The organism is Rathayibacter sp. AY2B5 (genome assembly GCF_002931645.1).
Lineage (GTDB): Bacteria > Actinomycetota > Actinomycetes > Actinomycetales > Microbacteriaceae > Rathayibacter.
This window is the reverse complement of the sequence record NZ_PSUE01000022.1, coordinates 1-22007: the sequence shown is the minus strand read 5'-3', so window position 1 is coordinate 22007 and position 22007 is coordinate 1. Positions and strand designations below refer to the sequence as shown.

The window sequence follows — 22007 nt, the reverse complement described above, 5'->3', positions numbered from 1 at the left end:
GATGCGGCGGGTGTCCGGAGGTGCCCCCTCCTCGCGCCCGCCGCACCGGGGTCGGCGCTAGACGCGGACGACCATCTTCCCGGTGTTGCCGCCGCGCATCATCGAGAGGAACGCGTCCACGGCGTGGTCGATGCCGTCGACGACGGTCTCGTCGTAGGCGATCTCTCCGTCGGCGAACCAGCCGGCCATCAGCCGGTTGAACTCCGGCGCGTGGTCGAGGTAGCCGGACAGCGTGAATCCGCGCAGCGTGAGACCGCGGGTGATGATGTTCGCCATGTTGTCGGGGCCGGGCGTCTTCTCGGTGCTGTTGTAGCCGGCGATCGCTCCGCAGAGCGCCGCGCGGCCGCCGTCGCGGAAGGCGTCGAGGGCCGCTTCGAGGTGTTCGCCGCCGACGTTGTCGAAGTACACGTCGATCCCGTCGGGCGCGGCCTCGGCCAGCTGCTCGCGGACCGGGCCGGAGTGGTAGTCGAAGGCGGCGTCGTAGCCGTACTTCTCGGTGAGCAGGGCGACCTTCTCGGCCGAGCCCGCGGATCCGACGACCCGCTCGGCTCCGAGGAGGCGCGCGATCTGACCGGCGGCCGAGCCGACGGCTCCCGCGGCGCCCGAGACGAAGACGGTGTCGCCCTCCTTCATGCCCGCGATGGCGGTGAGCCCGACGTACGCGGTGAGTCCGGTCATCCCGAGGATGCCGAGGCGGAGGGAGAGCGGCACTCCGGGGATCTCGGGGACGACGCGGAACTGCGACGACTCGGCCTGCACGACGTCGCGCCAGCCGAGCTGGTGCAGGACCGCGCTGCCGACGGGGAACGCGGGGTCGTCGGAGACGGTCACCCGGCCGACGGCACCGCCGGTCATGGTCTCGCCGAGAGCGAAGGGCGGGGTGTAGCTCTTCACGTCGTTCATGCGGCCGCGCATGTAGGGGTCGACCGAGAGGAAGGCGTTCTCGACGCGGATCTCGCCCGCGGCCGGATCGCCGTACTCGACGGTCGCGGTCCGGAAGTCCTCGGCGACGGGCCAGCCGTCGGGGCGGCGGACGAGCTGGATCTGGGTGCTGGTGACGGTGCTCATAGGACCTTTCGTGGTGGTGGAGCGGAGGGGATCAGAGTGAGAGGCCGACGGCGAGAGCGATCACCGCGAGCAGACCCGGGGTCATCTGGGTCAGCGCGGCGCGGCGCTTGGTCGGAGCGGAGAGGAGCAGGACGAGTGCTGCGGCGACCATCGATCCGGCGCCGGCGAACACGAGGGCCGCGCCGACGGCGGTGGCGCCGATCGCGACGGCGACGATGCCCGCCGCGGTGACGACGGCGAGGAAGAGGTTGTAGAAGCCCTGGTTGTAGGCCATCTCCTTCGTCGCCTCCGCCTCGCCGGCGGTCGTGCCGAACGTCGATCGGGCGCGCGAGGTCGTCCAGAGGACCGACTCGAGCACGAAGATGTAGACGTGCAGCGCCGCGGCGAGAGCGGCGAGCACCAGTCCGAGAACGATCACGGCGGGCCTCCAGGCGATGGTCGTGATGCGGAGGGCTCCGCACCGATTGTGTAACGACCAGTCCACAATATACTGGAGCGAGCGGTCCGTGCCAGTGCGGCGCCGCAGCTGTCACCCCTCAGGAGGAGCGCCGTGGGTCGCACGCAGGGCTTCGACACCGAGCAGGTCGTCCGCGCCGCCCGCGCCGTCTTCTGGGAGAGCGGCTTCGAGGAGGCGTCGCTCCCGGACCTGGAGTCCGCGACCGGACTGCGCCGCTCCAGCCTCTACCACGCCTTCGGCAGCAAGCGCGGGCTCTTCGACGCTGCCGTGCAGAGCTACCTCGACGAGGTGGTGCGGCCCCGGCTCGCCCCGCTCGTCGATCCGCGAGGGGCGTCGCCGACGGCGCTCGAGGAGTACTTCGCCGGGCTGCGGGCGGCGCTCGCCGACTCCCGCACGCTCTCGGCGAAGAGCGGCTGCCTGCTGCTCAACGCCGCGGGCGCGCCGATCGCGCGCGACGACGCCGTGCGCGAGGTGATCGCCGACTACCGGGCCGAGCTGCTGGGCGCACTGCGCACCGGAGCGCTGGCCCGCTGGCCCGACGCGCAGGCGTGGGCGTCGGCTCAGGCGGACGTCCTCGTGTCGCTGCTGGTGGCCGCGCTCGTGCTGGCCCGCGTCGATCCGGCGCAGTCGCTCGCCACCGTGGACGCCGCGCTCGCGCTCGTCCGGTCCTCCGCGCCCTGACGGCCGGCGCGATTAACGCCGGAGCACCGCTCTCGCGCCGGGCCCGCCCTCGCACCCGGCGCGCCGGGTCGGTCCGCACAGCACGACGCCCCCGTGCGCCTCGCGTCCCCGTGGGACGGATGCGCGCGGGGGCGTCGGGCGGGCGGGTTCAGTCGGTTCCGGCGTCGAACGCCGCACCCTCCGAGGCCAGGTCGGTGGCGCGTCCGAGCGCATCGGCCGCTGCGGACCCGCCGCCCTCGGTGATCGCGTCGGCCTCGCCGATCTCGAGCTCGCCGACGAGCTCGGCGGTCGGACCGCCGACGAGGCCGGCGGCCGCGTACTGCTCGAGCCGCGAACGGGAGTCGGCGATGTCGAGGTTGCGCATCGTGAGCTGCCCGATGCGGTCCTCGGGGCCGAAGGCGGCGTCGCCGACCCGCTCCATCGAGAGCTTGTCGGGGTGGTAGCTCAGCGCGGGGCCGGTCGTGTCGAGGATCGTGTAGTCGTCGCCGCGGCGCAGGCGCAGGGTGACCTCCCCGGAGACGGCCGAGCCGACCCAGCGCTGGATGGACTCGCGCAGCATCAGCGACTGCGGGTCGAGCCAGCGGCCCTCGTACATGAGGCGGCCGAGACGGCGGCCCTCCGAGTGGTACTGGGCGACGGTGTCCTCGTTGTGGATCGCGTTCAGCAGGCGCTCGTAGGCGATGTGCAGCAGCGCCATGCCGGGGGCCTCGTAGATGCCGCGGCTCTTGGCCTCGATGATCCGGTTCTCGATCTGGTCCGAGACGCCGAGCCCGTGGCGTCCGCCGATCGCGTTCGCCTCGAGCACGAGCGCGACGGCGTCCGAGAACTCGACGCCGTTCAGCGCGACGGGGCGGCCGGCCTCGAAGCGCACCGAGACGACCTCGGAGGCGATCTCGACCTCGTCGCGCCACGACGCGACACCCATGATCGGCTCGACGAGCTCGAGGCCGCTGGAGAGCTCCTCGAGGCGCTTGGCCTCGTGGGTGGCGCCCCAGATGTTGGCGTCGGTCGAGTAGGCCTTCTCGGTGGCGTCGCGGTAGGGGAAGCCGCGGGCGACCAGCCACTCCGACATCTCGGTGCGGCCGCCGAGCTCGTTGACGAACTGCACGTCGAGCCAGGGCTTGTAGATGCGCAGGCGGGGGTTGGCGAGCAGGCCGTAGCGGTAGAACCGCTCGATGTCGTTTCCCTTGTAGGTCGAGCCGTCGCCCCAGATGTCGACGCCGTCCTCGCGCATGGCGCGGACGAGGAGGGTGCCGGTCACGGCGCGGCCGAGGGGGGTGGTGTTGAAGTAGGTCTTGCCGCCGGAGCGGATGTGGAAGGCGCCGCACTGCAGGGCGACGAGCCCCTCCTCGACCAGCGCGCTCTTCGCGTCGACGAGGCGCGAGATCTCGGCGCCGTACTGGGCCGCGCGGGACGGGACGCTCTCGATGTCGGGCTCGTCGTACTGGCCGATGTCGGCCGTGTACGTGCAGGGCACCGCGCCCTTCTCGCGCATCCAGGCGACGGCGACGGATGTGTCGAGGCCTCCCGAGAATGCGATTCCGACACGCTCGCCCACGGGCAGACTGCTCAACACTTTCGACATGCCTCCGATTTTAGGAGGAACGGGGACCTCCTCCGTGCCGCGGGAGGTCCGAGCCGCCTCCCGGGGCGCCCGCGCGGGGTGCGCTCCGGCCGTGGGAGCACGTCCTCCGTCGATCCGCGTCGATCGCCGACAACCCCGGCCGGGGCGCGCGAGCCGGCCGGAGGCTCCGTGGTCCGGAGGCGGCGCCCGCGCAGCCGGCGCGGATCGCCCGCTCCGGCTGAGTAGTTCCGCGCGGCCCGGATGGACGGCCGTGGCGAGCGCGTGCCAGGCTCCGCTCGACCACGGCTTCCGCCGCCGCCGCCTCCGAAAGGGCTCTCCGTGCCACGACCTCCTCATCGCCTCGCGGCGATGGCCCTCGCCTGCCTGCTCGCCGCGGGCGGTTCCGCCGCTCTGGCGCCGTCCGCCCTCGCGACGCAGGCCGTCGCCGAGACTCCGACCGCCTTCGTCCCGGGGGAGACTCCGCCCGCCGAGGCGCGCGGATCGCAGACCTACACGAACGCCCTCCTCGGCGGCGACTCGCTGGACGCGGGCGAGCGCATCTTCTCGAACGGAGACTCCGCGAGCTTCGAGATGCAGGCGGACGGCAACGCCGTGATCTACGACGCCGGGCGCCGCCCCGTCTGGAGCACCAGGACCCAGGGCACCGGTGCGACCACGGTGCGGATGCAGGAGGACGGCAACCTCGTCGTCGTGACCGGCTCCGGCACGCCCGTCTGGGCGTCCGGGACCGCGGGAGAGACCGGCGCGCTCGCCCTCATCCAGGACGACGGGCAGCTCGTGCTCGTCCGCCCGAACGGGGACACGGCCTGGTCCTCGGCCGACGAGCAGGAGCCCGAGCCGGAGCCGATCGCCGACGTCCTCGACAGCGGGCGCGAGCTCGCTCCGGGACAGCAGCTGACCGCCTCGGACGGCCGCTCGCGCGCCGCGATGCAGAGCGACGGCAATCTCGTCGTCTCCGTGGACGGATCGCCGCGCTGGAGCTCCGTCACCTCCGGAGCGGGCAACCGCCTCGCGATGCAGACCGACGGGAACGCGGTGGTCTCGGCCCCCGGGTCCGGCGTGCGCTGGCAGGCGGGAACGCCCGGGAACCCGGGCGCGCGGATGCGGATGCAGAACGACGGCAACCTGGTGATCACCGCCGCCTCCGGACGGCCGCTCTGGGCGAGCTCGACCTCGCGCGCGCCTGAGATCCGCGACGTCCTCTCCTCCGGCTCGCGGCTCAGCCGGGGACAGCAGCTCACCTCGCCGGACGGCCGGTCGCGCGCCTCCCTGCAGGGCGACGGCAATCTCGCGGTCTACTCGCGGGGGGACGTCCGCTGGGGCGCCGGCACCCAGGGCGAGGGCGAGACGCTCTCGATGCAGTCGGACGGCAACGCCGTGGTCACCTCCGCCTCGGGCCGACCCCTGTGGGCCTCGGGTACGGCGGGCAACCCGGGATCCCGCCTGCAGATGCAGAACGACGGCAACCTGGTCGTCTACTCCGCCTCGGGCCGCGCGCTGTGGGCGAGCGACACCCCTCCGGCGCCGCCCGCGCCCGCCGTCCGGGACACCCTCTCCTCCGGGAGCCGGCTCGCGTCCGGACAGCTGCTGCACTCCTCCGACGGAGGGAGCGAGGCGGTCATGCAGGGCGACGGCAACCTCGTCGTGTACTCGCGCGGCTCGGCCCGCTGGGCGGCCGGCACGTCCGGAGGCGGCAACCGGCTCGAGATGCAGTCCGACGGCAACGCCGTGGTCTACGCGGGCTCCGGCGGAGCGCGCTGGCAGTCCGGCACGGCGGGCAGCCCGGGCTCCCGGATGGTCATGCAGAACGACGGCAATCTGGTGATCTACTCGCCGCAGGGCCGCGCACTCTGGGCGAGCGCGCAGGCCGCTGCGCCGGCGCCGGCACCGGCGCCCGGCCCGGGACGACCTGCTTATCCCGGCGACGCTGTGAACTGCGACGACTTCCCGGACCAGGCCTCAGCTCAGCGGTACTTCGACCTGTACTACCCGTACTACGGCGATGTCGCAGGGCTCGACAGGGACGACGACGGGTTCGCCTGCGAGTCCAACTGAAGGCAGCGAAGGTCCGCCCCTGCCGGAGGGGCGGGCCTTCGGCGGTCCTCCGACGTCGAGAGCCTCGCCCTCCTCTCTCAGGCCCGAGCGGTCCCTTGCAGGCCTCCGGGCCGCGCCCGCGGGTCTCGAGTGGTGAACACGACCCGCCTGCGCGAGAGGCTCTCCGGCAGACGACCATCGACAAGGCGCCTTGCGCACTGATGCTCCGCTGCCGCCCGAGCTCCCGCGCCGCCGGGCGACCCGGCATGCTGGGGCAGGACTCCGCCGACGACGCGGATCGGAAGGACGCCATGACCCCGACGACCCCCTCCAGCCGCGAGAGCCTGCTGGTCACCCCCGACGAGCTCGCCGAGCTCATGGCCTCCACCGAGCCGCCGCTCGTCCTCGACGTGCGCTGGCGCCTCGACCGGCCCGACGGCCGCCCGGAGTACCTCGCGGGTCACCTGCCCGGCGCGGTGCACGTCGACCTCGATCACGAGCTGGCCGCCCACGGCGAGCCGGAGGAGGGGCGCCACCCGCTGCCTCCGATCGAGGTGCTGCAGGAGGCGGCGCGCGGCTGGGGGCTCCGCCGGGGCCGGTCCGTCGTCGTGTACGACGACGCGCGTAGCGTCCCGGCCGCGCGGGCCTGGTGGCTGCTGCGGGCGACGGGAGTGGAGGACGTCCGCCTGCTCGACGGGTCGCTCGCCGGCTGGATCCGCTCGGGGCGGGAGCTCGAGACGGGCGACGTCCCGCGCGAGCGGGGCGACGTCGAGCTGGCCTACGGTCGGCTCCCGGTGCTGGACATCGACGAGGCGGCGGCGCTGCCCTCGGCGGGCGTCCTGCTCGACGCCCGCGCCCCTGAGCGGTACCGCGGCGAGGTCGAGCCGATCGACCCGCGGGCGGGCCGCATCCCCGGCGCTCGGAACGCTCCCGCGTCCGCGGCGCTCGACTCCGAGGGGCGGTTCCGGCCCGCCTCCGACCTGCGCGCCGGATTCGAGGCGCTCGGCGTGCGGGAGCACGCCCCCGTCGGCGTGTACTGCGGTAGCGGCGTCTCGGCCGCGGTCGACGTCGTCGCGCTCACTCTCGCGGGCTTCGCGCCGGCGCTCTACCCGGGCTCCTGGTCGCAGTGGTCGAGCACGCCGGGCCGGACGGTGGCGACCGGGTCGGAGGCCTGAAGCGCCTTCTTCGGATCGCGCGCGGAGCTCAGCTCAGGCGCGAGTGCTCGCCGAGGTGGTGCCAGGTGCGGTTGTGGTAGACGAGCGGCGCCGTGGTCTCGGAGTCCTCGGGCACGTGGGCCTCGAGGGCGTGCACGGCGACGATCGTGGACGATCCCGCCTCCATGCGGTTGATCACCGTGCCGCGGATCCAGGCGGCGGCGCCCGGGAAGAACGGCTCGCCCGTGGGCAGCCGCGACCAGAGCGACGTGTCGGCGAAGCGGTCGATGCCGCTGGTCGAGCCCAGTCGCGCCAGGTCGAGCTGCTCCGCCCCGAGCAGGTGCACGACCAGCGTCTCGGACGCCTGGATGGCCGGAGAGCTGGACGAGGCGGACGAGAGCGAGAAGACGAACAGCGGCGGCTCGGCGCTCACCGAGAAGACGGAGGTCGCGGTCAGGGCGACCGGGCCGGTGCCCGGGTCCGCGGTGATCAGCGCGACTCCGGCGGCGTGGTTGCGGAACGCGAGCTTGAAGTCCTCCGGGGAGAGTCCGGCGAAGGCGCGGTGCTCCGGCTCGCGGTCCGGGGTGGTGGCGAGGTTCTCGCGGCTCATCGGAGACTCCTGATCGATCGAGGGTGCGGCACGGGGTGGTGGCCCGCCGTCGCGCCGCAGCACGGCTCCTCCAGACTGGCGCACCGACCGGGGGAGGGCCGCCCTATTGCGGAGTATGACGCCGCCACCTCGGGGAACGCCGATCCGCCGCTCCCTGTTCCCGAGCACGCCGCATCGGGTGCCCGTCCTCGGCGCCGGAGCCCGCGCACCCGTCGCTCGCCCTCAGCGCAACCCGTCGCCGCGGCCGCGGTCTGCGCGCAGACTCGAGGGCATGGCCCACCGTCAGCGCACGTCCACCGCGCACCCCGAGAGCAAGACCTGCGCCTCCTGCGGTCGCGAGATCGAGTGGCGCGCGAAGTGGGCACGGGACTGGGAGGACGTCCGCTACTGCTCGGACGCCTGCCGCCGTCGCGGAGTCGGACCGGAGGAGGCGCGCCTCGAGGAGGAGATCCGCACCGTCCTGCTCGCGCGAGCGGCGTCGTCGACGGCGTGCCCGTCCGAGGTCGCGCGCCGGGTCGGCGGCGAGGAGTGGCGGCCGCTGATGGAGCCCGTCCGCCGGGCCGCGCGCCGCCTGGTCGACCGGGGCGAGATCGACATCGTGCAGGGCGGACAGGTCGTCGACCCCTCGCGGGCGAAGGGCCCGATCCGGCTGCGGCGACGCCCCGGAGGACCCCTGTCGCCGGGCGGCGCCGCGGGCTAGCCTCAGCAGATGCCCAGCAGCGACGCCGTCGTCCTCACCGTCCCCGGACCGCACGGCGACCGGGAGGTGCGGATCTCGAGCCCCGAGCGCGTGCTGTTCCCGGAGCCGGGCATCACCAAGCGCGAGGTCGCGGAGTACCTGATCGCCGTCGGCGAGCCGTTCGTCGCGGCGAACGGCGGCCGCCCCGTCTCGCTGCAGCGGTTCTCCTCCGGGATCGAGGGCGAGCAGTTCTTCTCGAAGAACCCGCCCAAGGGCGCGCCCGAGTACGTCCGGTCCGTCCCGGTGACGTACCCGAGCGGGCGGGTGCATCCGCAGCTCGTGATCGACGAGCCCGCGGCCGCCGTCTGGGCGGCGCAGATGAACACCGTCGTCTTCCACCCGTGGGCGTCCCGCGCCGATGCGCCCGACCTGCCCGACCAGCTCCGGATCGACCTCGACCCGCAGCCCGGCACCGACGTCGCCGACGCGGTCGTCGCCGCGCACGCGCTGCGGGAGGTCCTGCGGGAGGCCGGCCTCGACCCGTTCGTGAAGACGTCCGGCAACCGCGGCCTGCACGTCTTCGCGCCGATCGTCGCCGAGCACGAGTTCCTCGACGTCCGCCACGCGGTGATCGCCGCGGCGCGCGAGCTGGAGCGGCGGATGCCCGAGCAGGTCACGACGGCGTGGTGGAAGGAGGAGCGCGGCGAGCGGATCTTCGTCGACTTCAACCAGGCCAACCGCGACCGCACGATCGCCGGTGCCTACAGCCCGCGGCCGCTCGCGCACGCTCCCGTCTCCACTCCGCTGGACTGGGACGAGCTCGACGGCGTCGACCCGCGGGCCTTCACGATCCGCACGGTCCCGGCGCGCCTCGCCGAGCGCGGTGATCCGTGGGCCCGGATGCACGACGCCCCCGGTCACCTCGACGCCCTGCTCGGCTGGTGGGAGCGCGATGTCGCCGCCGGCCTCGGCGAGCTGCCGTTCCCGCCCGACTTCCCCAAGATGCCGGGCGAGCCGCCCCGCGTGCAGCCCAGCCGCGCGAAGAAGGCCTAGCCGAGGACGTCGCCGAGGTCGTACGCGGTCGGCTGCTCCAGCTGCTCCATGGTGCAGGAGGCGGCGTCGCGGTCCGGGCGCCAGCGCTCGAACTGCACGGTGTGCCGGAAGCGGTCGCCCTCGCGCTGGTCGTAGCGGACCTCGAGCACGAGCTCGGGACGCAGACGCACGAAGGAGGTGTCGCGGCCGCTCGAGAACCGGCTCCGCTCGCCCTCGCCGCGCACCGGCGCTCCCCCCTCGTCGCGCTCGACCGCGGGTGCGAGCTCCTCCAGCAGCTGCACGCGACGCTCGTCGCTGAAGGCCGAGGCCCCGCCGACCTGGCGGACCTCTCCGTCGTCGCCGTGCAGGCCGAGCAGGATCGAGCCCACGCCCGGCTTGGAGGCGTGCTCGCGGTACCCGATCGCGATCACGTCGGCCGTGCGGTGGTGCTTGACCTTGAGTACGGCGCGCTTCCCGGGGGAGTAGGGCGCGGCCAGGGGCTTCGCCACGACGCCGTCCAGTCCTGCGCCCTCGAAGCGCTCCAGCCAGTCGCGCGCCAGGGCCTCGTCGTCGGTGGCGCGGCCGAGGTGCAGCGGATGCGGGACGCCGGCCATCACCGCGGCGAGCGCCTCCCGCCGCGCCGAGTACGGCTCCTCGAGCATGCTGCGCCCGTCCACGGCGAGCAGGTCGAAGGCGACGAGCATCGCCGGGGTGGTCTCCGCCAGCATCCTCACGCGGCTCGCGGCCGGATGGATGCGCTGCGAGAGCAGGTCCCAGTCGAGCCGCTGCGCTCCCGGCTCGCCGGTCGCCAGGACGATCTCGCCGTCGACCACGCAGCCGTCGGGGAGCAGCCGGAGGAAGGCCTCGACGAGCTCGGGGAAGTACCGGGTCAGCGGCTTGGAGCCGCGGCTCCCGATCTCGCACTCCCCGCCGGAGACCGAGACGATCGCGCGGAACCCGTCCCACTTCGGCTCGTAGGAGTATCCGCCCGCGACGGCGGTCTGCTCCGGCACCGCCGGAACGGCCTTGGCGAGCATCGGGGCGAGGGGGAGCGCGAACGGGAGGTCCATGCCCTGATCATCCCGGCCGCGGTCTCCGACCGCACCCCCTTCCGGAAGGCTGTGGACCGGCACGTTCCGGGCCCGCCGCGGAGGTTCGAGGCGTAGCGTTCCCGGCATGAGCATTGACTGGAAGCGCTGGACGCCCGTCGCCGTCGTCCCCGCGGTCGTCGTCGCCGCGGCCGTCGCCCTCCCCCTCTCGGCGAGCGCCGCGGGAGACCTCCCCGAGAAGTCCGCCGCCGACCTCCTCGCCTTCGTCGCCGAGAGCGACACCACGGCGTTCTCCGGCGAGATCCGGCAGACCTCGGACCTCGGCCTGCCCGACCTCTCGGCGCTCGGCGGCTCGGCCGGCTCGGCGTCCGCCGACCCCGCCGACTCCCTCGTCGAGCTCGCCACGGGCTCGCACCAGGCGCGCGTGTACGTCGACGCCGAGAAGGGCGCGCGCCTCCAGGTGCTCGACCGGCTGGCCGAGCGCGACGTCGTCGCCTCGACGACCGACGGCGTCTGGATCTACGACTCGAGCGCGAACACCGCCACCCACCTCGTGCCTCCCGCGGGCGGAGCCCCCGAGGCCTCGCCGGGCGATCAGGTCGTGACGCCGTCGTCCGCCGCCGAGCGGCTGCTCGCCGCGATCGACCCGACGACCACGGTCGCGGTCGGCTCGGACGTCAGCGTCGCCGGGCGCGACGCGTACGAGCTCGTGCTCACGCCCCGCGACGGCGGCACCCTCGTGGGCTCCGTGACCGTCTCGGTCGACGGCGAGACGGGCCTCCCGCTCGGAGTGGCGGTGACGGCCCGCGGGGGCACCGCGCCCGCGTTCAGCGTCGCGTACACGAGCATCGACTTCGCGACGCCCGACGCGTCCCTCTTCTCCTTCACGCCCCCGGCCGGCGCCGAGGTGACGGAGCAGGCCGCTCCGGTCGACGACGAGGCGGACGCCTCCGACGCGCCCGCCGCGGGCACGGCCGAGCACTCCGACGTCGTCACCACGGGCTCCGGCTGGACGAGCGTCGTCGAGCTGCCCGCCGGTGACGCCGACGCGCTCTCCTCGCTCGACGCGGTCACCACGCCGGTCGACGGCGGCCGCATCCTCTCCTCCGCCCTGCTGACCGTCCTCGTCACCGACGACGGACGCGTCCTCGTCGGCGCGGTCCCGGCCGAGGCGCTCCGCGACGCGGCCTCCGCTCGGTGACGGCGGGCGAGCTCGCAGTCGAGACGCGGGGCCTCACCAAGCGCTTCGGGCGCCAGGAGGCGGTCTCCGGTCTCGACCTCGCCGTTCCCCGCGGCGCCGTCTTCGGCTTCCTCGGCCCGAACGGCTCGGGCAAGACCACGACGATCCGGATGCTGCTCGCCCTCGCCGCGCCGACCGCGGGCAGCATCACCGTCCTCGGGCAGGCCATGCCCCGGCGCGCGGCCGAGGTCCTGCCCCGGGTGGGGGCGCTGGTCGAGGGGCCGGGCTTCTACCCGTTCCTCTCCGGAGCGGCCAACCTCCGGCGCTTCGACGCCGCGGAGGCGGGCACCTCGTCCCGCACCCGCGACACCCGTGCGAAGGAGGCCCTCGCCCGCGTCGGCCTCTCGGCCGCGGCGCGCAAGAAGGTCGGCTCCTACTCCCTGGGCATGAAGCAGCGGCTCGGCATCGCGGTCGCCCTCCTCTCGCCGCGCGACCTGATCGTGCTGGACGAGCCCACGAACGGCCTCGACCCGCAGGGCACCCGCGAGGTCCGCGCTCTCGTGCGCGGACTGAACCAGGACGGCACGACCGTCCTCGTCTCCAGCCACCTCCTGGCCGAGATCGAGCAGCTCTGCACCCACGCCGCCGTCATGCGCACCGGGCGCCTCGTCGCCCAGGGCGGGCTGGACGAGCTGCGCGGGGACGCCGCCTCGGTCGAGCTGCTGACGCCCGACCGCGAGCGCGCGATCGTGGCTCTGCACACCCGGGGTCTGGAGCCGCGCACCGCGCCGGGCCCGCACCCCGCCGATCCGCCGCTGGTCGTCGCCGCTCTGCCGCCCGGGCTCGCGGCCGAGACGCTGGTCGCCGACCTCGTGCGGGCCGACGTCCGCGTCCGCGGGTTCGCCGTCCGCCGCCCCTCGCTCGAGGAGCGCTTCGTCGAGCTGACCGGGGAGGGCTTCGATGTCGAGCGCTGACGCGACCGTCCGCCGCGCGGGGATCGGGTCCCTGCTCGCCTCCGAGCTCGCCCTGCTCTTCCGTCGGCGCCGCACCTGGGCGCTGCTCGCGGCCCTGGCCGCCATCCCGATCCTGCTCGCCGTCGCGGTGCGGCTCTCGGGCGGCGACGGAGGCGGGCCCTCCTTCGTGGGCGCGATCGCCGGCAACGGACTCTTCACCGGCTTCGCGGCCATCACGGTCGCCGTCCCGCTGTTCCTCCCGCTCACGGTCGGGGTCGTCGCCGGCGACGCGATCGCGGGCGAGGCCTCGCTCGGGACGCTGCGCTACCTGCTGGTCAGCCCCGTCGGCCGCGTGCGACTGCTCGCGGTGAAGTTCGCCGCCTCCCTCGCCTTCTGCCTCGCCGCAGCACTCACCGTCATGGTGGTCGGGATCCTGATCGGCCTGGCGCTCTTCCCGGCGGGACCGGTGACGCTCCTCTCCGGCAGCACCGTCCCGCTCGGCGACGCGATCGGCCGGGCCCTGGCGATCGCCGTGTACGCGGCGCTCTCGCTGGTCGGGCTCTCGGCGATCGGCCTCTTCATCTCGACGCTGACCGATGTGCCGGTCGGCGCCATGGCGGCCACCGTCGTCGTCTCCATCGCGGCGCAGATCGTCGGCTCGCTCTCGCAGCTGGACGCCCTCCACCCGTTCCTGCTGACCGACCGGTGGTTCGACTTCGCCGACCTCCTGCGCGACCCGATCGCGTGGAGCTCCTTCGGCGAGAACGCGCTGCTCCAGCTCGCCTACGTCGCCGTGTTCGGGTCGCTCGCGATCGGCCGCTTCACCACTCGCGACGTCCTCTCCTGATCCCGGGGACGACGGAGGCCGCCCTCCCGCACTGCGGTGGGGGCGGCCTCCGGGTCGACGGGGTCAGCCCTGCGGAGCGATCCCGAAGCTGACGGAGCCGCCCTCGTCCACCTGCGCGTCGAGGACCTTGTCGCCGAGAGCGACGGAGGCGGCGACGTCGAGGAACACGCGCGCTCCGTCCTGCTCCACGACGGCGTCCGTCGTCTCGGGGGCCGCGGCGACCGCGACAGCGAAGTTGCGGGCGTCGAGATCGGTGCCGCTGATGCGCAGGCCTCCCTCGACAGGGGTCTCGGTCTGCCCGGTGATGGTCTTGACGACGGTGCTGGCGTTGTCGGTGAGCGTGAGCATCGGGTCGTTCCTTCCGTCCGTGGTCGATGAGGGGGCCACGTTGCCGGGATCCGGCGGCACCCTCAAGGCGGCGGAGCGGATGTGGAGGGGATGCACACCTGGACGGCCCAGGGAGTCGCGGCGCTCGCCGGAGCCGCGCCGGACCGGGGGCGCCGCATCGCCTGCCACACTGGCCGGATGCATCCCGCCGACTCCTGCCCCTGCGGAAGCCGCCGCCACTACGCCGACTGCTGCCGCCCCGCCCACCTCGGCGAGGAGCCCTCGCCGACGGCGGAGCGCCTGATGCGCAGCCGCTACAGCGCGAACGTCCTCGGCAGCGCCCCCTACCTGCTCGCGAGCTGGCACCCCTCGACCCGGCCGCGCCGCATCGACCTCGATCCCGACCTCCAGTGGCGCCGGCTCCAGATCGTCGACACCTCGTTCGGCGGGGAGGGCGACGAGGAGGGCCTGGTCGAGTTCCGCGCCTCCTACCGCTCGCCCGCCGGCCCCGGCCTCGTGCACGAGCGCAGCCGCTTCCTGCGCGAGGACGGTCGCTGGCTCTACGCCGACGGCGAGATGCTCGGCGACGAGACCTGATCCGTCCGGGCCGTCCTACTCTGGATGCATGGCCAAGGACTTCCGCCGGGCGGACGACGCGTCGCGCTACGAGCTCCACCTCGACGGCGCCCTGGTGGGCGTCCTCGACTACCGCGAGGCGCCCGGCAGCGTCTCCCTCGTCCGCTCCTTCACGACCCCGCCCTTCCGCGGCCGCGGGCTCGCAGGGGAGCTGGTCTCCTTCGCCGTCGACGACATCGAGGCCGCCGGCGGGCGGAGCGTCGTACCGATGTGCTGGTACGTCGGGCAGTGGTTCGAGCAGCACCCCGAGAAGGCGCACCTCCTCGCTCCCTCCTGAGCCGCTCACTCACTCGCGGACCGCGGGCTCCACTCCGGCCAGGTCCGGGCCGAGGCCGATGTCGACCAGGCGCAGACGGCCCGCGTAGGAGTCGCCCGGAGGCAGCAGCAGACCGGCCTTGATCGCGCCGAAGGCGACCGTCACATCGGCGCGCAGCACGGTGGGATCGGGGACCGACCCGTCGTCGGGATGGACGCCGCTCGGCGGGTCGACCGCGACGACCACCGGGCGCTCGGCCCGCCGCTCCAGCGCGTCGAGCACCGCCTCGACGACGACGCGCGGCCGCCCCCGCAGCGCGGGCTCCGTCGCTCCGATGCCGAGGATCCCGTCGACCAGGACATCCGCCCGCGCCACCGCCGCGGCGAGGCCGGGCGCGTCGTCGGCCGGCACCTGCCCGCAGCCCTCGTCGAGCGCCACGGCGAGGCCCCGGTGGTGCACGCGCTCGGCCGTGAGGACGAGGACGACGTCGGTTCCGGAGGAGGAGAGCTCGGCGGCCGCGTAGAGCGCGTCACCGCCGTTGTCGCCCGGACCGACCAGGACGAGCACCGAGCCCGGACGGGAGCGGTCGGAGCGCCCGGCGAGCACGAGGCGCAGCTCGCGGGCGAGGCCGTCGGCGGCGCGCTGCATCAGCGGCTCCCGCCGGGCCAGGTGCGGAGCCTCGGCGGCCCGCACCTGCGCGGACGTGTATCCCTCGACCATGCGCTCCACTGTGCGCGCGGCGCTGCGGGCGTGCAACCCCGTCAGCTCTCCTGGACCGCCCGGTCCGACTCCTCGACGATCGCCCGCATCGCGGCCTCTGCAGCGTCCGCGTCGCCCGAGGCGACGGCGGCGGCCACCGCCCGGTGCAGCCGCACCGCGGTGGAGTCGGCCTCGCGCGGCATGAGCGCGTTGCGGGTGCGGCCGGCGAGGACCTCGGCGACCAGATCGCCCAGCTGCGCGAGCATCAGGTTGCCGGACGCGGCCAGGAGGGAGCGGTGGAAGGCGGTGTCGGCGGCGAGGTAGGCGGACTGGTCGGCTGCACGGGAGTGGGTGGAGAGGGCGTCGCCCGCCTCCGTGAGCGCCCGCCGCTGCTCCTCGGTCGCGTTCGCCGCGGCGAGCCGGGCGGCGAGCGGCTCCACCCCGAGTCGGAGCTCGCTGAGCTGGTGCAGCTGGCGCCGCCGGTCCGGGCCGTCCAGTCCCCACGCGACGACCCGCGTGTCCAGGGCGTTCCAGCACTCCGGAGGCTGGACCCGCGTCCCCGCGCGGCGGCGGGACGTCACGAGCCCGAGCGTCTCGAGGACGCGCACCGCCTCCCGCATCACCGAGCGGGAGACCCCGCGCCGCTCCGCACGCTCGTCGGCGCTGAAGGTGGTGCCCGGCGCGAGCTCGCCGCGCACGATCTGCGAGCCGAGCTCGTCCAGCACCGAGTGGTGCAGCGAGGGCGTCGGCGCGGGCATGCGGTCATCCTGCCATCGCCGGAGTCGCGCCCCGGCCGATCTTCGGGCATGATCGGGACACACGCAGGTTATGTCGGACAAAAGCCGGCCGCTGGCCGTCGGCTCGACCAAGGACGCTCATGACACCGACCCTCCTCCCCGCCCTCCGCGCCGCCGCCGGGGACGCCCCCGCCACCACCGCCGGGCAGGGGCAGCTGATCCTCGCCGCCGTCGTCGGCATCGCCGTGATCGTCGTGCTGATCACCTGGCTGAAGCTGCACCCCTTCGTCTCCCTGCTGATCGGAGCGCTGACGACGGGCCTGATCGCGGGGCTGGCGGCGGCGGACGCGGTCGCCAGCTTCGCGCTGGGGTTCGGCAACACCATGGGCGGCGTCGGCATCCTCATCGGCCTCGGCGCGATGTACGGCAAGCTCCTCGCCGACTCGGGCGGCGCGGACCGCATCGTGGACACCCTCATCGCCCGCTCGAGCACTCGCGCGCTGCCCTGGATGATGGGCTTCGTCGGCGCGCTGATCGGGCTGCCGATGTTCTTCGAGGTCGGGCTCGTGCTGCTGATCCCGGTCGTGATCCTTGTCGCCCGCCGGAGCGGTCTGCCGCTGATGAAGGTGGCGATCCCGACGCTCGCCGGCCTCTCGGTGATGCACGGCCTCGTCCCGCCCCACCCCGGACCGCTGGTCGCGATCGACGCGCTCGGCGCGAACCTCGGCGTGACCCTCGCGTTCGGCGTCCTGGTCGCGATCCCCACCGTCGTCGTCGCCGGCCCGCTCTTCGGCCGGGTCGCCGCCCGCTGGGCGCCGGTGGAGACGCCGCCGCTCTTCGGCGAGGGCGCGGGCGAGACGCGCGAGCACCGCCCGGGCTTCGTCGCCGCCGTCGCGAGCATCCTGCTGCCGGTCGTGCTGATGCTGGGCAAGGCGATCGCCGACATCGCGGCCCCGGGCTCCACGGACGCCTGGAAGGGGGCCCTCGACTTCCTCGGCACGCCGACCATCGCGCTGGGGATCGCGCTCCTGGCCGGTCTGGTCCTGCTCGGCCGCGGCGGCCGGATGAACCGCACCGAGCTGCAGGCCTCGCTCTCGAGCTCGCTGCCGCCGATCGCGGGCATCCTGCTCATCGTCGGCGCGGGCGGCGGTTTCAAGCAGGTCCTCGTCGACACCGGGATCGGCGGGGTGGTCGCCCAGCTCGCGGAGGGGAGCGGCGCCTCGGCGCTGCTGCTCGCCTGGCTCGTAGCCGTCGTGATCCGCGTCGCCACCGGCTCCGCGACCATCGCCACCGTGACTGCCGCAGGGATCCTCCAGCCGCTGACCGAGACCATGGACGGGCCGATGGTCGCCCTCATGGTGCTCGCGATCGGCGCCGGCTCGGTGTTCCTGTCGCACGTCAACGACGCCGGGTTCTGGCTGGTGAAGGAGTACCTCGGGCTCAGCATCGGCCAGACGCTCAAGACCTGGACCGTGATGGAGTGCCTGGTCTCGGTGACCGGGCTCGCCGGGGTCCTCCTGATCGGTCTCTTCGTAGGAGGTATCTGATGACCGCTCTTCCCACCGTCCCCGTCCGCGCCGTCGTCGTCATGGGCGTCTCCGGCAGCGGCAAGTCGACCGTCGCGTCGCTCCTGGCGCGCCGACTCGGCTGGGAGTTCCTCGAGGGGGACGACCTGCACCGGCAGGCGAACGTCGACAAGATGCACGCCGGCATCCCGCTGACCGACGAGGACCGGGCGCCCTGGCTTGCCGAGATCGCCCGCGTGGTGGACCAGCGGATCGCCGCGGGCGGCTCGGTCGTCGTGACCTGCTCGGCCCTGCGCCGCCGCTACCGCGACGTCCTGCGCCGCGACGACCTCGTCTTCGCGCACCTCGCGGGATCGAGGGACCGTATCGCCGGGCGGCTCGCCTCGCGGGTCGGCCACTTCATGCCGACCACGCTGCTCGACTCGCAGTTCGAGGCGCTCGAGCCCCTCGGCGACGACGAGCTCCACGTCACGGTCGACGTGGGCGGCGCTCCGGAGGAGGAGATCGCCGAGATCCTCGGGGGGCTCGGCCTCGCGTCCGCGGGCGCCTAGAGCAGCAGCGACTCCACCGGCACGGCCGGGAGGTCGAAGGCCGCGGCGACGGCGGTGTTCGTCACCCGGCCGTCGTGGGTGCTCAGGCCGCGGGCGAGCGCCGGGTCGGCGGCCAGGGCGGCCCGCCACCCGCGGTCGGCCAGCGCGAGCGCGTAGGGGAGCGTCGCGTTGGTGAGCGCGCGGGTCGAGGTCTCGGGAACGGCGCCGGGCATGTTCGCGACGCAGTAGTAGACGCTCCGGTGCACGGGGAACACCGGGTCGTCGTGCGTGGTCGGACGCGAGCCCTCGAAGCAGCCGCCCTGGTCGATCGCGATGTCGACCAGCACCGAGCCCGGCTTCATCGTGGCGACCATCTCGTCGGTCACCAGCTTGGGCGCCTTGGCGCCCGGGATGAGGACGGATCCGATCACGAGGTCGGCGTCGGCCAGCTGCGCGGCGATCTCGTAGGCCGAGGAGGCGCGGGTCTGGATCGCGCCCTGGAAGCGGTTCTCGAGCTGCGCGAGGCGGGGGAGCGAGAGGTCGACGATCGTGACGTCGGCCCCCATGCCGAGGGCGTTCGCCGCGGCGTGCTCGCCGGCCGTGCCGCCGCCGATCACGACGACCCTCGCCTTCGGAGTGCCGGGGATCCCGCCGAGCAGCGTGCCCCGTCCGCCGACGGCACTCATGAGGTGGTAGGCGCCGACCGTGATCGACAGGCGCCCGGCGACCTCGCTCATCGGCGAGAGCAGCGGCAGCCGCCGGTCGTCCAGCTGGACCGTCTCGTAGGCGATGGAGGTCGTCCCCGCCGCGAGCAGCGCATCGGTGCACGGGCGGGAGGCGGCGAGGTGGAGGTAGGTGAAGAGCACCTGGTCGCGGCGCATCCGCGGGTACTCGGCCTCGATCGGCTCCTTGACCTTGAGGACCAGCTCGGACTCGCCCCAGACCTCGTCGGGCCCGTCGACGACGAGGGCGCCGGCGCGGCGGAAGTCGTCGTCCGACACGCGCGAGCCCAGGCCCGCGCCGGCCTCGACGAGGACCTCGTGGCCGCGGCGCACCAGCTCGTGGACGCCGGCCGGAGTGGCGGCGACCCGGTTCTCGTTGTTCTTGATCTCGGTGGGGATCCCGACGCGCACGGCGGCTCCTTCGCTGCGGCCCGCGGGGCGGGCGGTGGGCGCCGATCCTGCACCGGCTCTGCCCCCATCGTGCGAAGATCGTGCCCGGAGCGGAGGAACTCCGCAGGATCGGTCGGAAGTCACCGCACGGGCCGAAGGTTCGTCGGCGGAGTGAGGGAGCGGGCGCATGCCACCGAAGGATCTGCACGACCTCGACGACCTGGATCCGGTCGATCGGACCCTGGTGCGCCTCCTCCGCGCCGACGCGCGGACGCCCAACAGCCGGCTCGCCGAGCGCGCCGGCATCGCCCCGTCGACCTGCGTCGCACGCGTCCGGGGCCTCGTCGAGCGCGGCGTCATCACCGGCTTCACCGCCGAGCTCGACCCGGCGGCGCTCGGCCTGACCCTGCAGGCGCTGATCAGCGTCAGCATCCGCGTCGGCCAGCGCCAGGCGATCACGCGCTTCGCGGAGGAGATCCGCGCGCTGCCCGAGGTGGTGCAGGTGTTCTTCCTCGGCGGCTCGGAGGACTTCATCATCCACGTCGCGGTCCGCGACTCCAGCGACGTGCGGGACTTCGTGGTCTCGAACCTCTCGGCGAATCCGGCGGTGGCCTCGACGCGCACGAGCCTGGTGTTCGACCACCACCGCAAGGGCCCGGCGGTCCCCGAGTAGCGCGAGCCGGCGCGGCCCGAGCGGCCGCTCGGCCCGCGCCCGTCCCCCGGGGCTAGTGCGCCCCGGGGTTCACGTCGCCGCCCCCGCGCTGCATGAGTCCGGGGATGCGCTTGGCGAGCCCCGGGATCGCCTCGTCCGAGATCGAGATCCGCGTGTCGCGCAGGCGCTGGCGCAGCAGGGTCTCGACGTCCTCCTCCGGTCGCAGCTCGGCGTCGCCGGCGACCTGCAGCAGCACGCCGCGAAGCTTCTCGTCGAGCTGCGCGTCGTCGCTGCCGTGCTGGATCGGGTGGTCCTGGGATGCGTTCGTCATGCCTCCATGCTGGCACCGGCGACCCCGTGCCGAGAGGCCTTGCGCCGCGGCAGGATGGTCGCATGCCGTTCACCCGCGCCGAGCTCGCAGCGTTCCAGGACCGCACCGTCGAGGACCTGCTGGGCGACGACGTCCGGCTCCTCTTCGTCGGCATCAACCCGGGACTGTGGACCGCCGCCACCGGCGCGCACTTCGCCCACCCCGGCAACCGCTTCTACCCGGCGCTCGTCGCGGCCGGGATCCTCGAGCGCGCGCCGCGCGTGTCCGAGGGGATGGGCGCCGCGGACCGCGCGGAGCTCGTCTCCCGCGGCGTCGGCATCACCAATCTCGCCTCCCGGGCGACCGCCCGCGCCGACGAGCTGACCGCGGAGGAGCTGCGCGAGGGCGCTCAGCGGCTGGTCGCCACCGTGGAGCGGGTGCGGCCCCGGGCCGTCGCGGTCGTCGGCATCACCGCCTACCGGATCGCGTTCGGACGCCGCAGGGCGGTGCAGGGCAGGCAGGAGGAGGACGTGGCGGGCTCGCCGCTCTGGGTGCTGCCGAACCCGAGCGGCCTGAACGCGCACGACACCGTCGCCTCGCTCGGGCGCGCCTACCGCGAGCCGGCGCTCGAGGCGGGGATCGTCTCGTCCGACGCGCTCCTGCCCGGGGACGTCGGACCCCGCCCGCAGGAATAGCCGTCGACCCCCGGAGGTTGCAGAAGTCCATGAGTATGCATGAAGTCAAGTTCGGCGTCGACACGTTCGGCGACGTCACCGCCGGCCCCGACGGCGCCCCGCTGCCGCACGGCCAGGTCCTCCGCGACGTGGTCGAGGAGGGAGTCCTGGCCGACCGGGTCGGCATCGACTTCTTCGGGATCGGCGAGCACCACCGCGCCGACTTCGCCGTGAGCGCACCGGACGTCGTGCTCGCCGCCATCGCGGCCCGCACCGAGCGCATCCACCTCGGCTCCGCCGTGACGGTCCTCTCCTCGGACGACCCGGTGCGCGTCTACCAGCGCTTCGCCACCCTCGACGGACTCTCCGGCGGCCGGGCCGAGGTCATCCTCGGCCGCGGCTCCTTCACCGAGTCCTTCCCGCTCTTCGGCTACGACCTCGCGCAGTACGAGGTCCTCTTCGAGGAGAAGCTCGACCTCTTCCACGCCCTGATCCAGGGCGGCCCGGTCACCTGGCAGGGCACGACCCGCCCCGCGCTCACCGAGCAGAGCGTCTACCCGACCCTCGACAACGGCACCCTCCGCACCTGGATCGGCGTCGGCGGCAGCCCCGAGTCGGTCGTCCGCGCCGCCCGGTACGGCTTCCCGCTCGTCCTGGCGATCATCGGCGGCTCGCCGGCCCGCTTCCGCCCCTACGTCGACCTCTTCGGCCGCGCGCTCGACCAGCTCGAGCAGCCCCGCCTCCCGGTCGCCGTGCACTCGCCCGGCTTCGTCGCCGACACCGACGAGGAGGCGCGCGAGCTGTACTTCCCGCACCACAAGGCGATGATGGACGCCATCGGCCGCGAGCGCGGCTGGTCCCCGATGACCCGCGAGCGCTTCGAGGAGGAGGCCGGCCCCGACGGCGCCATCCACCTCGGCTCGCCCGAGACGGTCGCCCGGAAGATCGCGCGAACGGTCGAGGCCCTGGGCATCGACCGCTTCGACCTCAAGTACAGCGCCGGGACGCTGCCGCACCCGGCGATCATGCGCAACATCGAGCTCTACGGCACGCAGGTCATCCCGCGGGTGCGCGAGCTGCTCGCGCACTGACCCCCGCCGGGCGCCCGTTCCCCCGCTGGGCGCTCGGCGTGTTCCGAGCCGACGCGGTGCGCGCTCCCACCGGGCGCCCGGCCCGCGTCGATACACTCGGAACCCCCCGCCCCGACCCTCCCGGAAGC

At 74.1% G+C, this 22007-nt stretch carries 25 protein-coding genes; 15 read left to right on the top strand and 10 right to left on the bottom strand.

Annotated features, from left to right (window positions below):
- Positions 1-57: 57 nt before the first annotated feature.
- Together C5C30_RS13225 and C5C30_RS13220 are read right to left on the bottom strand one after the other, a co-directional pair.
- Positions 58-1068: an NADP-dependent oxidoreductase gene (locus tag C5C30_RS13225; RefSeq protein WP_104333913.1), complete on the bottom strand. Its 1011-nt coding sequence runs from the start codon at positions 1066-1068 to the stop codon at positions 58-60.
- Positions 1069-1099: 31 nt separating this feature from the next.
- Positions 1100-1486, bottom strand: coding sequence for a DUF1304 domain-containing protein (locus C5C30_RS13220; protein WP_104269170.1), 387 nt, complete (start codon positions 1484-1486; stop codon positions 1100-1102).
- A 132-nt stretch (positions 1487-1618) separates the two neighbouring features.
- Here C5C30_RS13220 and C5C30_RS13215 point away from each other — a divergent pair, with 132 nt between their 5' ends.
- Positions 1619-2206 (top strand): TetR/AcrR family transcriptional regulator, encoded by a 588-nt coding sequence (locus C5C30_RS13215; RefSeq protein ID WP_104261132.1) that lies wholly within the window; start codon positions 1619-1621, stop codon positions 2204-2206.
- A 148-nt stretch (positions 2207-2354) separates the two neighbouring features.
- On the opposite strand, the gene argG is transcribed toward C5C30_RS13215, so the two are convergent.
- Entirely contained in the window at positions 2355-3791 is a 1437-nt protein-coding gene (gene argG, locus C5C30_RS13210; RefSeq protein ID WP_104222545.1) for an argininosuccinate synthase, read from the bottom strand.
- A 348-nt stretch (positions 3792-4139) separates the two neighbouring features.
- Here argG and C5C30_RS13205 point away from each other — a divergent pair, with 348 nt between their 5' ends.
- The gene (locus tag C5C30_RS13205) at positions 4140-5846 is read left to right on the top strand and encodes an excalibur calcium-binding domain-containing protein (protein ID WP_181131584.1); all 1707 of its coding nucleotides are present in this window, start codon (positions 4140-4142) and stop codon (positions 5844-5846) included.
- A gap of 290 nt (positions 5847-6136) precedes the next feature.
- Entirely contained in the window at positions 6137-7000 is an 864-nt protein-coding gene (locus tag C5C30_RS13200; RefSeq protein ID WP_104333929.1) for a sulfurtransferase, read from the top strand.
- A 28-nt stretch (positions 7001-7028) separates the two neighbouring features.
- Here the strand turns inward: C5C30_RS13200 and C5C30_RS13195 are convergent, their stop codons facing one another.
- Complete coding sequence (locus tag C5C30_RS13195) at positions 7029-7589, bottom strand: flavin reductase family protein (protein WP_104222547.1); 561 nt, start codon at positions 7587-7589, stop codon at positions 7029-7031.
- A gap of 271 nt (positions 7590-7860) precedes the next feature.
- On the opposite strand from C5C30_RS13195, the gene C5C30_RS13190 reads away from it, so the two are divergent.
- Positions 7861-8289 carry a DUF2256 and DUF3253 domain-containing protein gene (locus C5C30_RS13190; RefSeq protein ID WP_104233370.1) on the top strand — a complete coding sequence of 143 codons (429 nt, stop codon included), beginning with the start codon at positions 7861-7863 and terminating at the stop codon, positions 8287-8289.
- A gap of 9 nt (positions 8290-8298) precedes the next feature.
- Positions 8299-9321 (top strand): non-homologous end-joining DNA ligase, encoded by a 1023-nt coding sequence (gene ligD / locus C5C30_RS13185; RefSeq protein WP_181027141.1) that lies wholly within the window; start codon positions 8299-8301, stop codon positions 9319-9321.
- On the opposite strand, the gene C5C30_RS13180 is transcribed toward ligD, so the two are convergent.
- A complete protein-coding gene (locus C5C30_RS13180) occupies positions 9318-10370 on the bottom strand; it encodes an ATP-dependent DNA ligase (RefSeq protein WP_104333911.1) in 1053 nt (350 codons plus the stop codon). The genes ligD and C5C30_RS13180 overlap by 4 nt on opposite strands.
- A 106-nt stretch (positions 10371-10476) precedes the next feature.
- Here C5C30_RS13180 and C5C30_RS13175 point away from each other — a divergent pair, with 106 nt between their 5' ends.
- Genes C5C30_RS13175 through C5C30_RS13165 form a run of 3 tightly spaced genes read left to right on the top strand, consistent with a single transcriptional unit; the run spans position 10477 to position 13329 of the window.
- On the top strand, positions 10477-11550 hold the full coding sequence (locus C5C30_RS13175; protein ID WP_104333910.1) for a DUF2092 domain-containing protein: 1074 nt from the start codon (positions 10477-10479) through the stop codon (positions 11548-11550).
- Positions 11547-12503: an ABC transporter ATP-binding protein gene (locus C5C30_RS13170; protein WP_104225399.1), complete on the top strand. Its 957-nt coding sequence runs from the start codon at positions 11547-11549 to the stop codon at positions 12501-12503. The genes C5C30_RS13175 and C5C30_RS13170 overlap by 4 nt, the downstream gene beginning before the upstream one ends.
- The gene (locus C5C30_RS13165; protein WP_104250736.1) at positions 12490-13329 is read left to right on the top strand and encodes an ABC transporter permease; all 840 of its coding nucleotides are present in this window, start codon (positions 12490-12492) and stop codon (positions 13327-13329) included. Before C5C30_RS13170 ends, C5C30_RS13165 begins: the two co-directional genes overlap by 14 nt.
- Before the next feature lie 63 nt (positions 13330-13392).
- Here C5C30_RS13165 and C5C30_RS13160 read toward each other — a convergent pair whose 3' ends face one another.
- Entirely contained in the window at positions 13393-13677 is a 285-nt protein-coding gene (locus tag C5C30_RS13160; RefSeq protein ID WP_104225397.1) for a hypothetical protein, read from the bottom strand.
- Positions 13678-13854: 177 nt separating this feature from the next.
- Here C5C30_RS13160 and C5C30_RS13155 point away from each other — a divergent pair, with 177 nt between their 5' ends.
- Complete coding sequence (locus tag C5C30_RS13155) at positions 13855-14253, top strand: YchJ family protein (protein ID WP_104288307.1); 399 nt, start codon at positions 13855-13857, stop codon at positions 14251-14253.
- Between the two features lie 28 nt (positions 14254-14281).
- Entirely contained in the window at positions 14282-14569 is a 288-nt protein-coding gene (locus C5C30_RS13150; RefSeq protein WP_104222554.1) for a GNAT family N-acetyltransferase, read from the top strand.
- A gap of 9 nt (positions 14570-14578) precedes the next feature.
- Here C5C30_RS13150 and C5C30_RS13145 read toward each other — a convergent pair whose 3' ends face one another.
- Both C5C30_RS13145 and C5C30_RS13140 read right to left on the bottom strand, forming a co-directional pair.
- Entirely contained in the window at positions 14579-15268 is a 690-nt protein-coding gene (locus C5C30_RS13145) for an NAD(P)H-hydrate epimerase (protein ID WP_104333909.1), read from the bottom strand.
- Positions 15269-15309: 41 nt separating this feature from the next.
- On the bottom strand, positions 15310-16005 hold the full coding sequence (locus tag C5C30_RS13140; RefSeq protein WP_104233364.1) for a FadR/GntR family transcriptional regulator: 696 nt from the start codon (positions 16003-16005) through the stop codon (positions 15310-15312).
- A 119-nt stretch (positions 16006-16124) separates the two neighbouring features.
- On the opposite strand from C5C30_RS13140, the gene C5C30_RS13135 reads away from it, so the two are divergent.
- Both C5C30_RS13135 and C5C30_RS13130 read left to right on the top strand, forming a co-directional pair.
- Positions 16125-17531 carry a GntP family permease gene (locus C5C30_RS13135; protein WP_104333908.1) on the top strand — a complete coding sequence of 469 codons (1407 nt, stop codon included), beginning with the start codon at positions 16125-16127 and terminating at the stop codon, positions 17529-17531.
- Complete coding sequence (locus C5C30_RS13130; protein ID WP_104333907.1) at positions 17531-18061, top strand: gluconokinase; 531 nt, start codon at positions 17531-17533, stop codon at positions 18059-18061. Before C5C30_RS13135 ends, C5C30_RS13130 begins: the two co-directional genes overlap by 1 nt.
- On the opposite strand, the gene ald is transcribed toward C5C30_RS13130, so the two are convergent.
- Positions 18058-19173, bottom strand: coding sequence for an alanine dehydrogenase (ald, locus tag C5C30_RS13125; protein ID WP_104333906.1), 1116 nt, complete (start codon positions 19171-19173; stop codon positions 18058-18060). The genes C5C30_RS13130 and ald overlap by 4 nt on opposite strands.
- Positions 19174-19339: 166 nt before the next feature.
- On the opposite strand from ald, the gene C5C30_RS13120 reads away from it, so the two are divergent.
- Entirely contained in the window at positions 19340-19825 is a 486-nt protein-coding gene (locus C5C30_RS13120; protein ID WP_104222560.1) for an Lrp/AsnC family transcriptional regulator, read from the top strand.
- A gap of 52 nt (positions 19826-19877) precedes the next feature.
- On the opposite strand, the gene C5C30_RS13115 is transcribed toward C5C30_RS13120, so the two are convergent.
- On the bottom strand, positions 19878-20135 hold the full coding sequence (locus C5C30_RS13115) for a hypothetical protein (RefSeq protein ID WP_104222561.1): 258 nt from the start codon (positions 20133-20135) through the stop codon (positions 19878-19880).
- A gap of 62 nt (positions 20136-20197) precedes the next feature.
- On the opposite strand from C5C30_RS13115, the gene C5C30_RS13110 reads away from it, so the two are divergent.
- Together C5C30_RS13110 and C5C30_RS13105 are read left to right on the top strand one after the other, a co-directional pair.
- Positions 20198-20809, top strand: coding sequence for a mismatch-specific DNA-glycosylase (locus tag C5C30_RS13110; RefSeq protein WP_104333905.1), 612 nt, complete (start codon positions 20198-20200; stop codon positions 20807-20809).
- A 35-nt stretch (positions 20810-20844) separates the two neighbouring features.
- Positions 20845-21879 (top strand): LLM class flavin-dependent oxidoreductase, encoded by a 1035-nt coding sequence (locus C5C30_RS13105; RefSeq protein ID WP_104225389.1) that lies wholly within the window; start codon positions 20845-20847, stop codon positions 21877-21879.
- Positions 21880-22007 lie beyond the last annotated feature (128 nt).

Coding starts and splice junctions, on each gene's coding strand:
- argG (WP_104222545.1), bottom strand. CDS start 3,791: ATGTCGAAAGTGTTGAGCAGTCTGCCCGTGGGCGAGCGTGTCGGAATC.
- C5C30_RS13115 (WP_104222561.1), bottom strand. CDS start 20,135: ATGACGAACGCATCCCAGGACCACCCGATCCAGCACGGCAGCGACGAC.
- C5C30_RS13190 (WP_104233370.1), top strand. CDS start 7,861: ATGGCCCACCGTCAGCGCACGTCCACCGCGCACCCCGAGAGCAAGACC.
- C5C30_RS13145 (WP_104333909.1), bottom strand. CDS start 15,268: ATGGTCGAGGGATACACGTCCGCGCAGGTGCGGGCCGCCGAGGCTCCG.
- C5C30_RS13165 (WP_104250736.1), top strand. CDS start 12,490: ATGTCGAGCGCTGACGCGACCGTCCGCCGCGCGGGGATCGGGTCCCTG.
- C5C30_RS13205 (WP_181131584.1), top strand. CDS start 4,140: ATGGCCCTCGCCTGCCTGCTCGCCGCGGGCGGTTCCGCCGCTCTGGCG.
- C5C30_RS13130 (WP_104333907.1), top strand. CDS start 17,531: ATGACCGCTCTTCCCACCGTCCCCGTCCGCGCCGTCGTCGTCATGGGC.
- C5C30_RS13120 (WP_104222560.1), top strand. CDS start 19,340: ATGCCACCGAAGGATCTGCACGACCTCGACGACCTGGATCCGGTCGAT.
- C5C30_RS13155 (WP_104288307.1), top strand. CDS start 13,855: ATGCATCCCGCCGACTCCTGCCCCTGCGGAAGCCGCCGCCACTACGCC.
- C5C30_RS13175 (WP_104333910.1), top strand. CDS start 10,477: ATGAGCATTGACTGGAAGCGCTGGACGCCCGTCGCCGTCGTCCCCGCG.
- C5C30_RS13225 (WP_104333913.1), bottom strand. CDS start 1,068: ATGAGCACCGTCACCAGCACCCAGATCCAGCTCGTCCGCCGCCCCGAC.
- C5C30_RS13105 (WP_104225389.1), top strand. CDS start 20,845: ATGCATGAAGTCAAGTTCGGCGTCGACACGTTCGGCGACGTCACCGCC.
- C5C30_RS13150 (WP_104222554.1), top strand. CDS start 14,282: ATGGCCAAGGACTTCCGCCGGGCGGACGACGCGTCGCGCTACGAGCTC.
- C5C30_RS13140 (WP_104233364.1), bottom strand. CDS start 16,005: ATGCCCGCGCCGACGCCCTCGCTGCACCACTCGGTGCTGGACGAGCTC.
- C5C30_RS13135 (WP_104333908.1), top strand. CDS start 16,125: ATGACACCGACCCTCCTCCCCGCCCTCCGCGCCGCCGCCGGGGACGCC.
- C5C30_RS13160 (WP_104225397.1), bottom strand. CDS start 13,677: ATGCTCACGCTCACCGACAACGCCAGCACCGTCGTCAAGACCATCACC.
- C5C30_RS13200 (WP_104333929.1), top strand. CDS start 6,137: ATGACCCCGACGACCCCCTCCAGCCGCGAGAGCCTGCTGGTCACCCCC.
- ligD (WP_181027141.1), top strand. CDS start 8,299: ATGCCCAGCAGCGACGCCGTCGTCCTCACCGTCCCCGGACCGCACGGC.
- C5C30_RS13110 (WP_104333905.1), top strand. CDS start 20,198: ATGCCGTTCACCCGCGCCGAGCTCGCAGCGTTCCAGGACCGCACCGTC.
- C5C30_RS13195 (WP_104222547.1), bottom strand. CDS start 7,589: ATGAGCCGCGAGAACCTCGCCACCACCCCGGACCGCGAGCCGGAGCAC.
- C5C30_RS13180 (WP_104333911.1), bottom strand. CDS start 10,370: ATGGACCTCCCGTTCGCGCTCCCCCTCGCCCCGATGCTCGCCAAGGCC.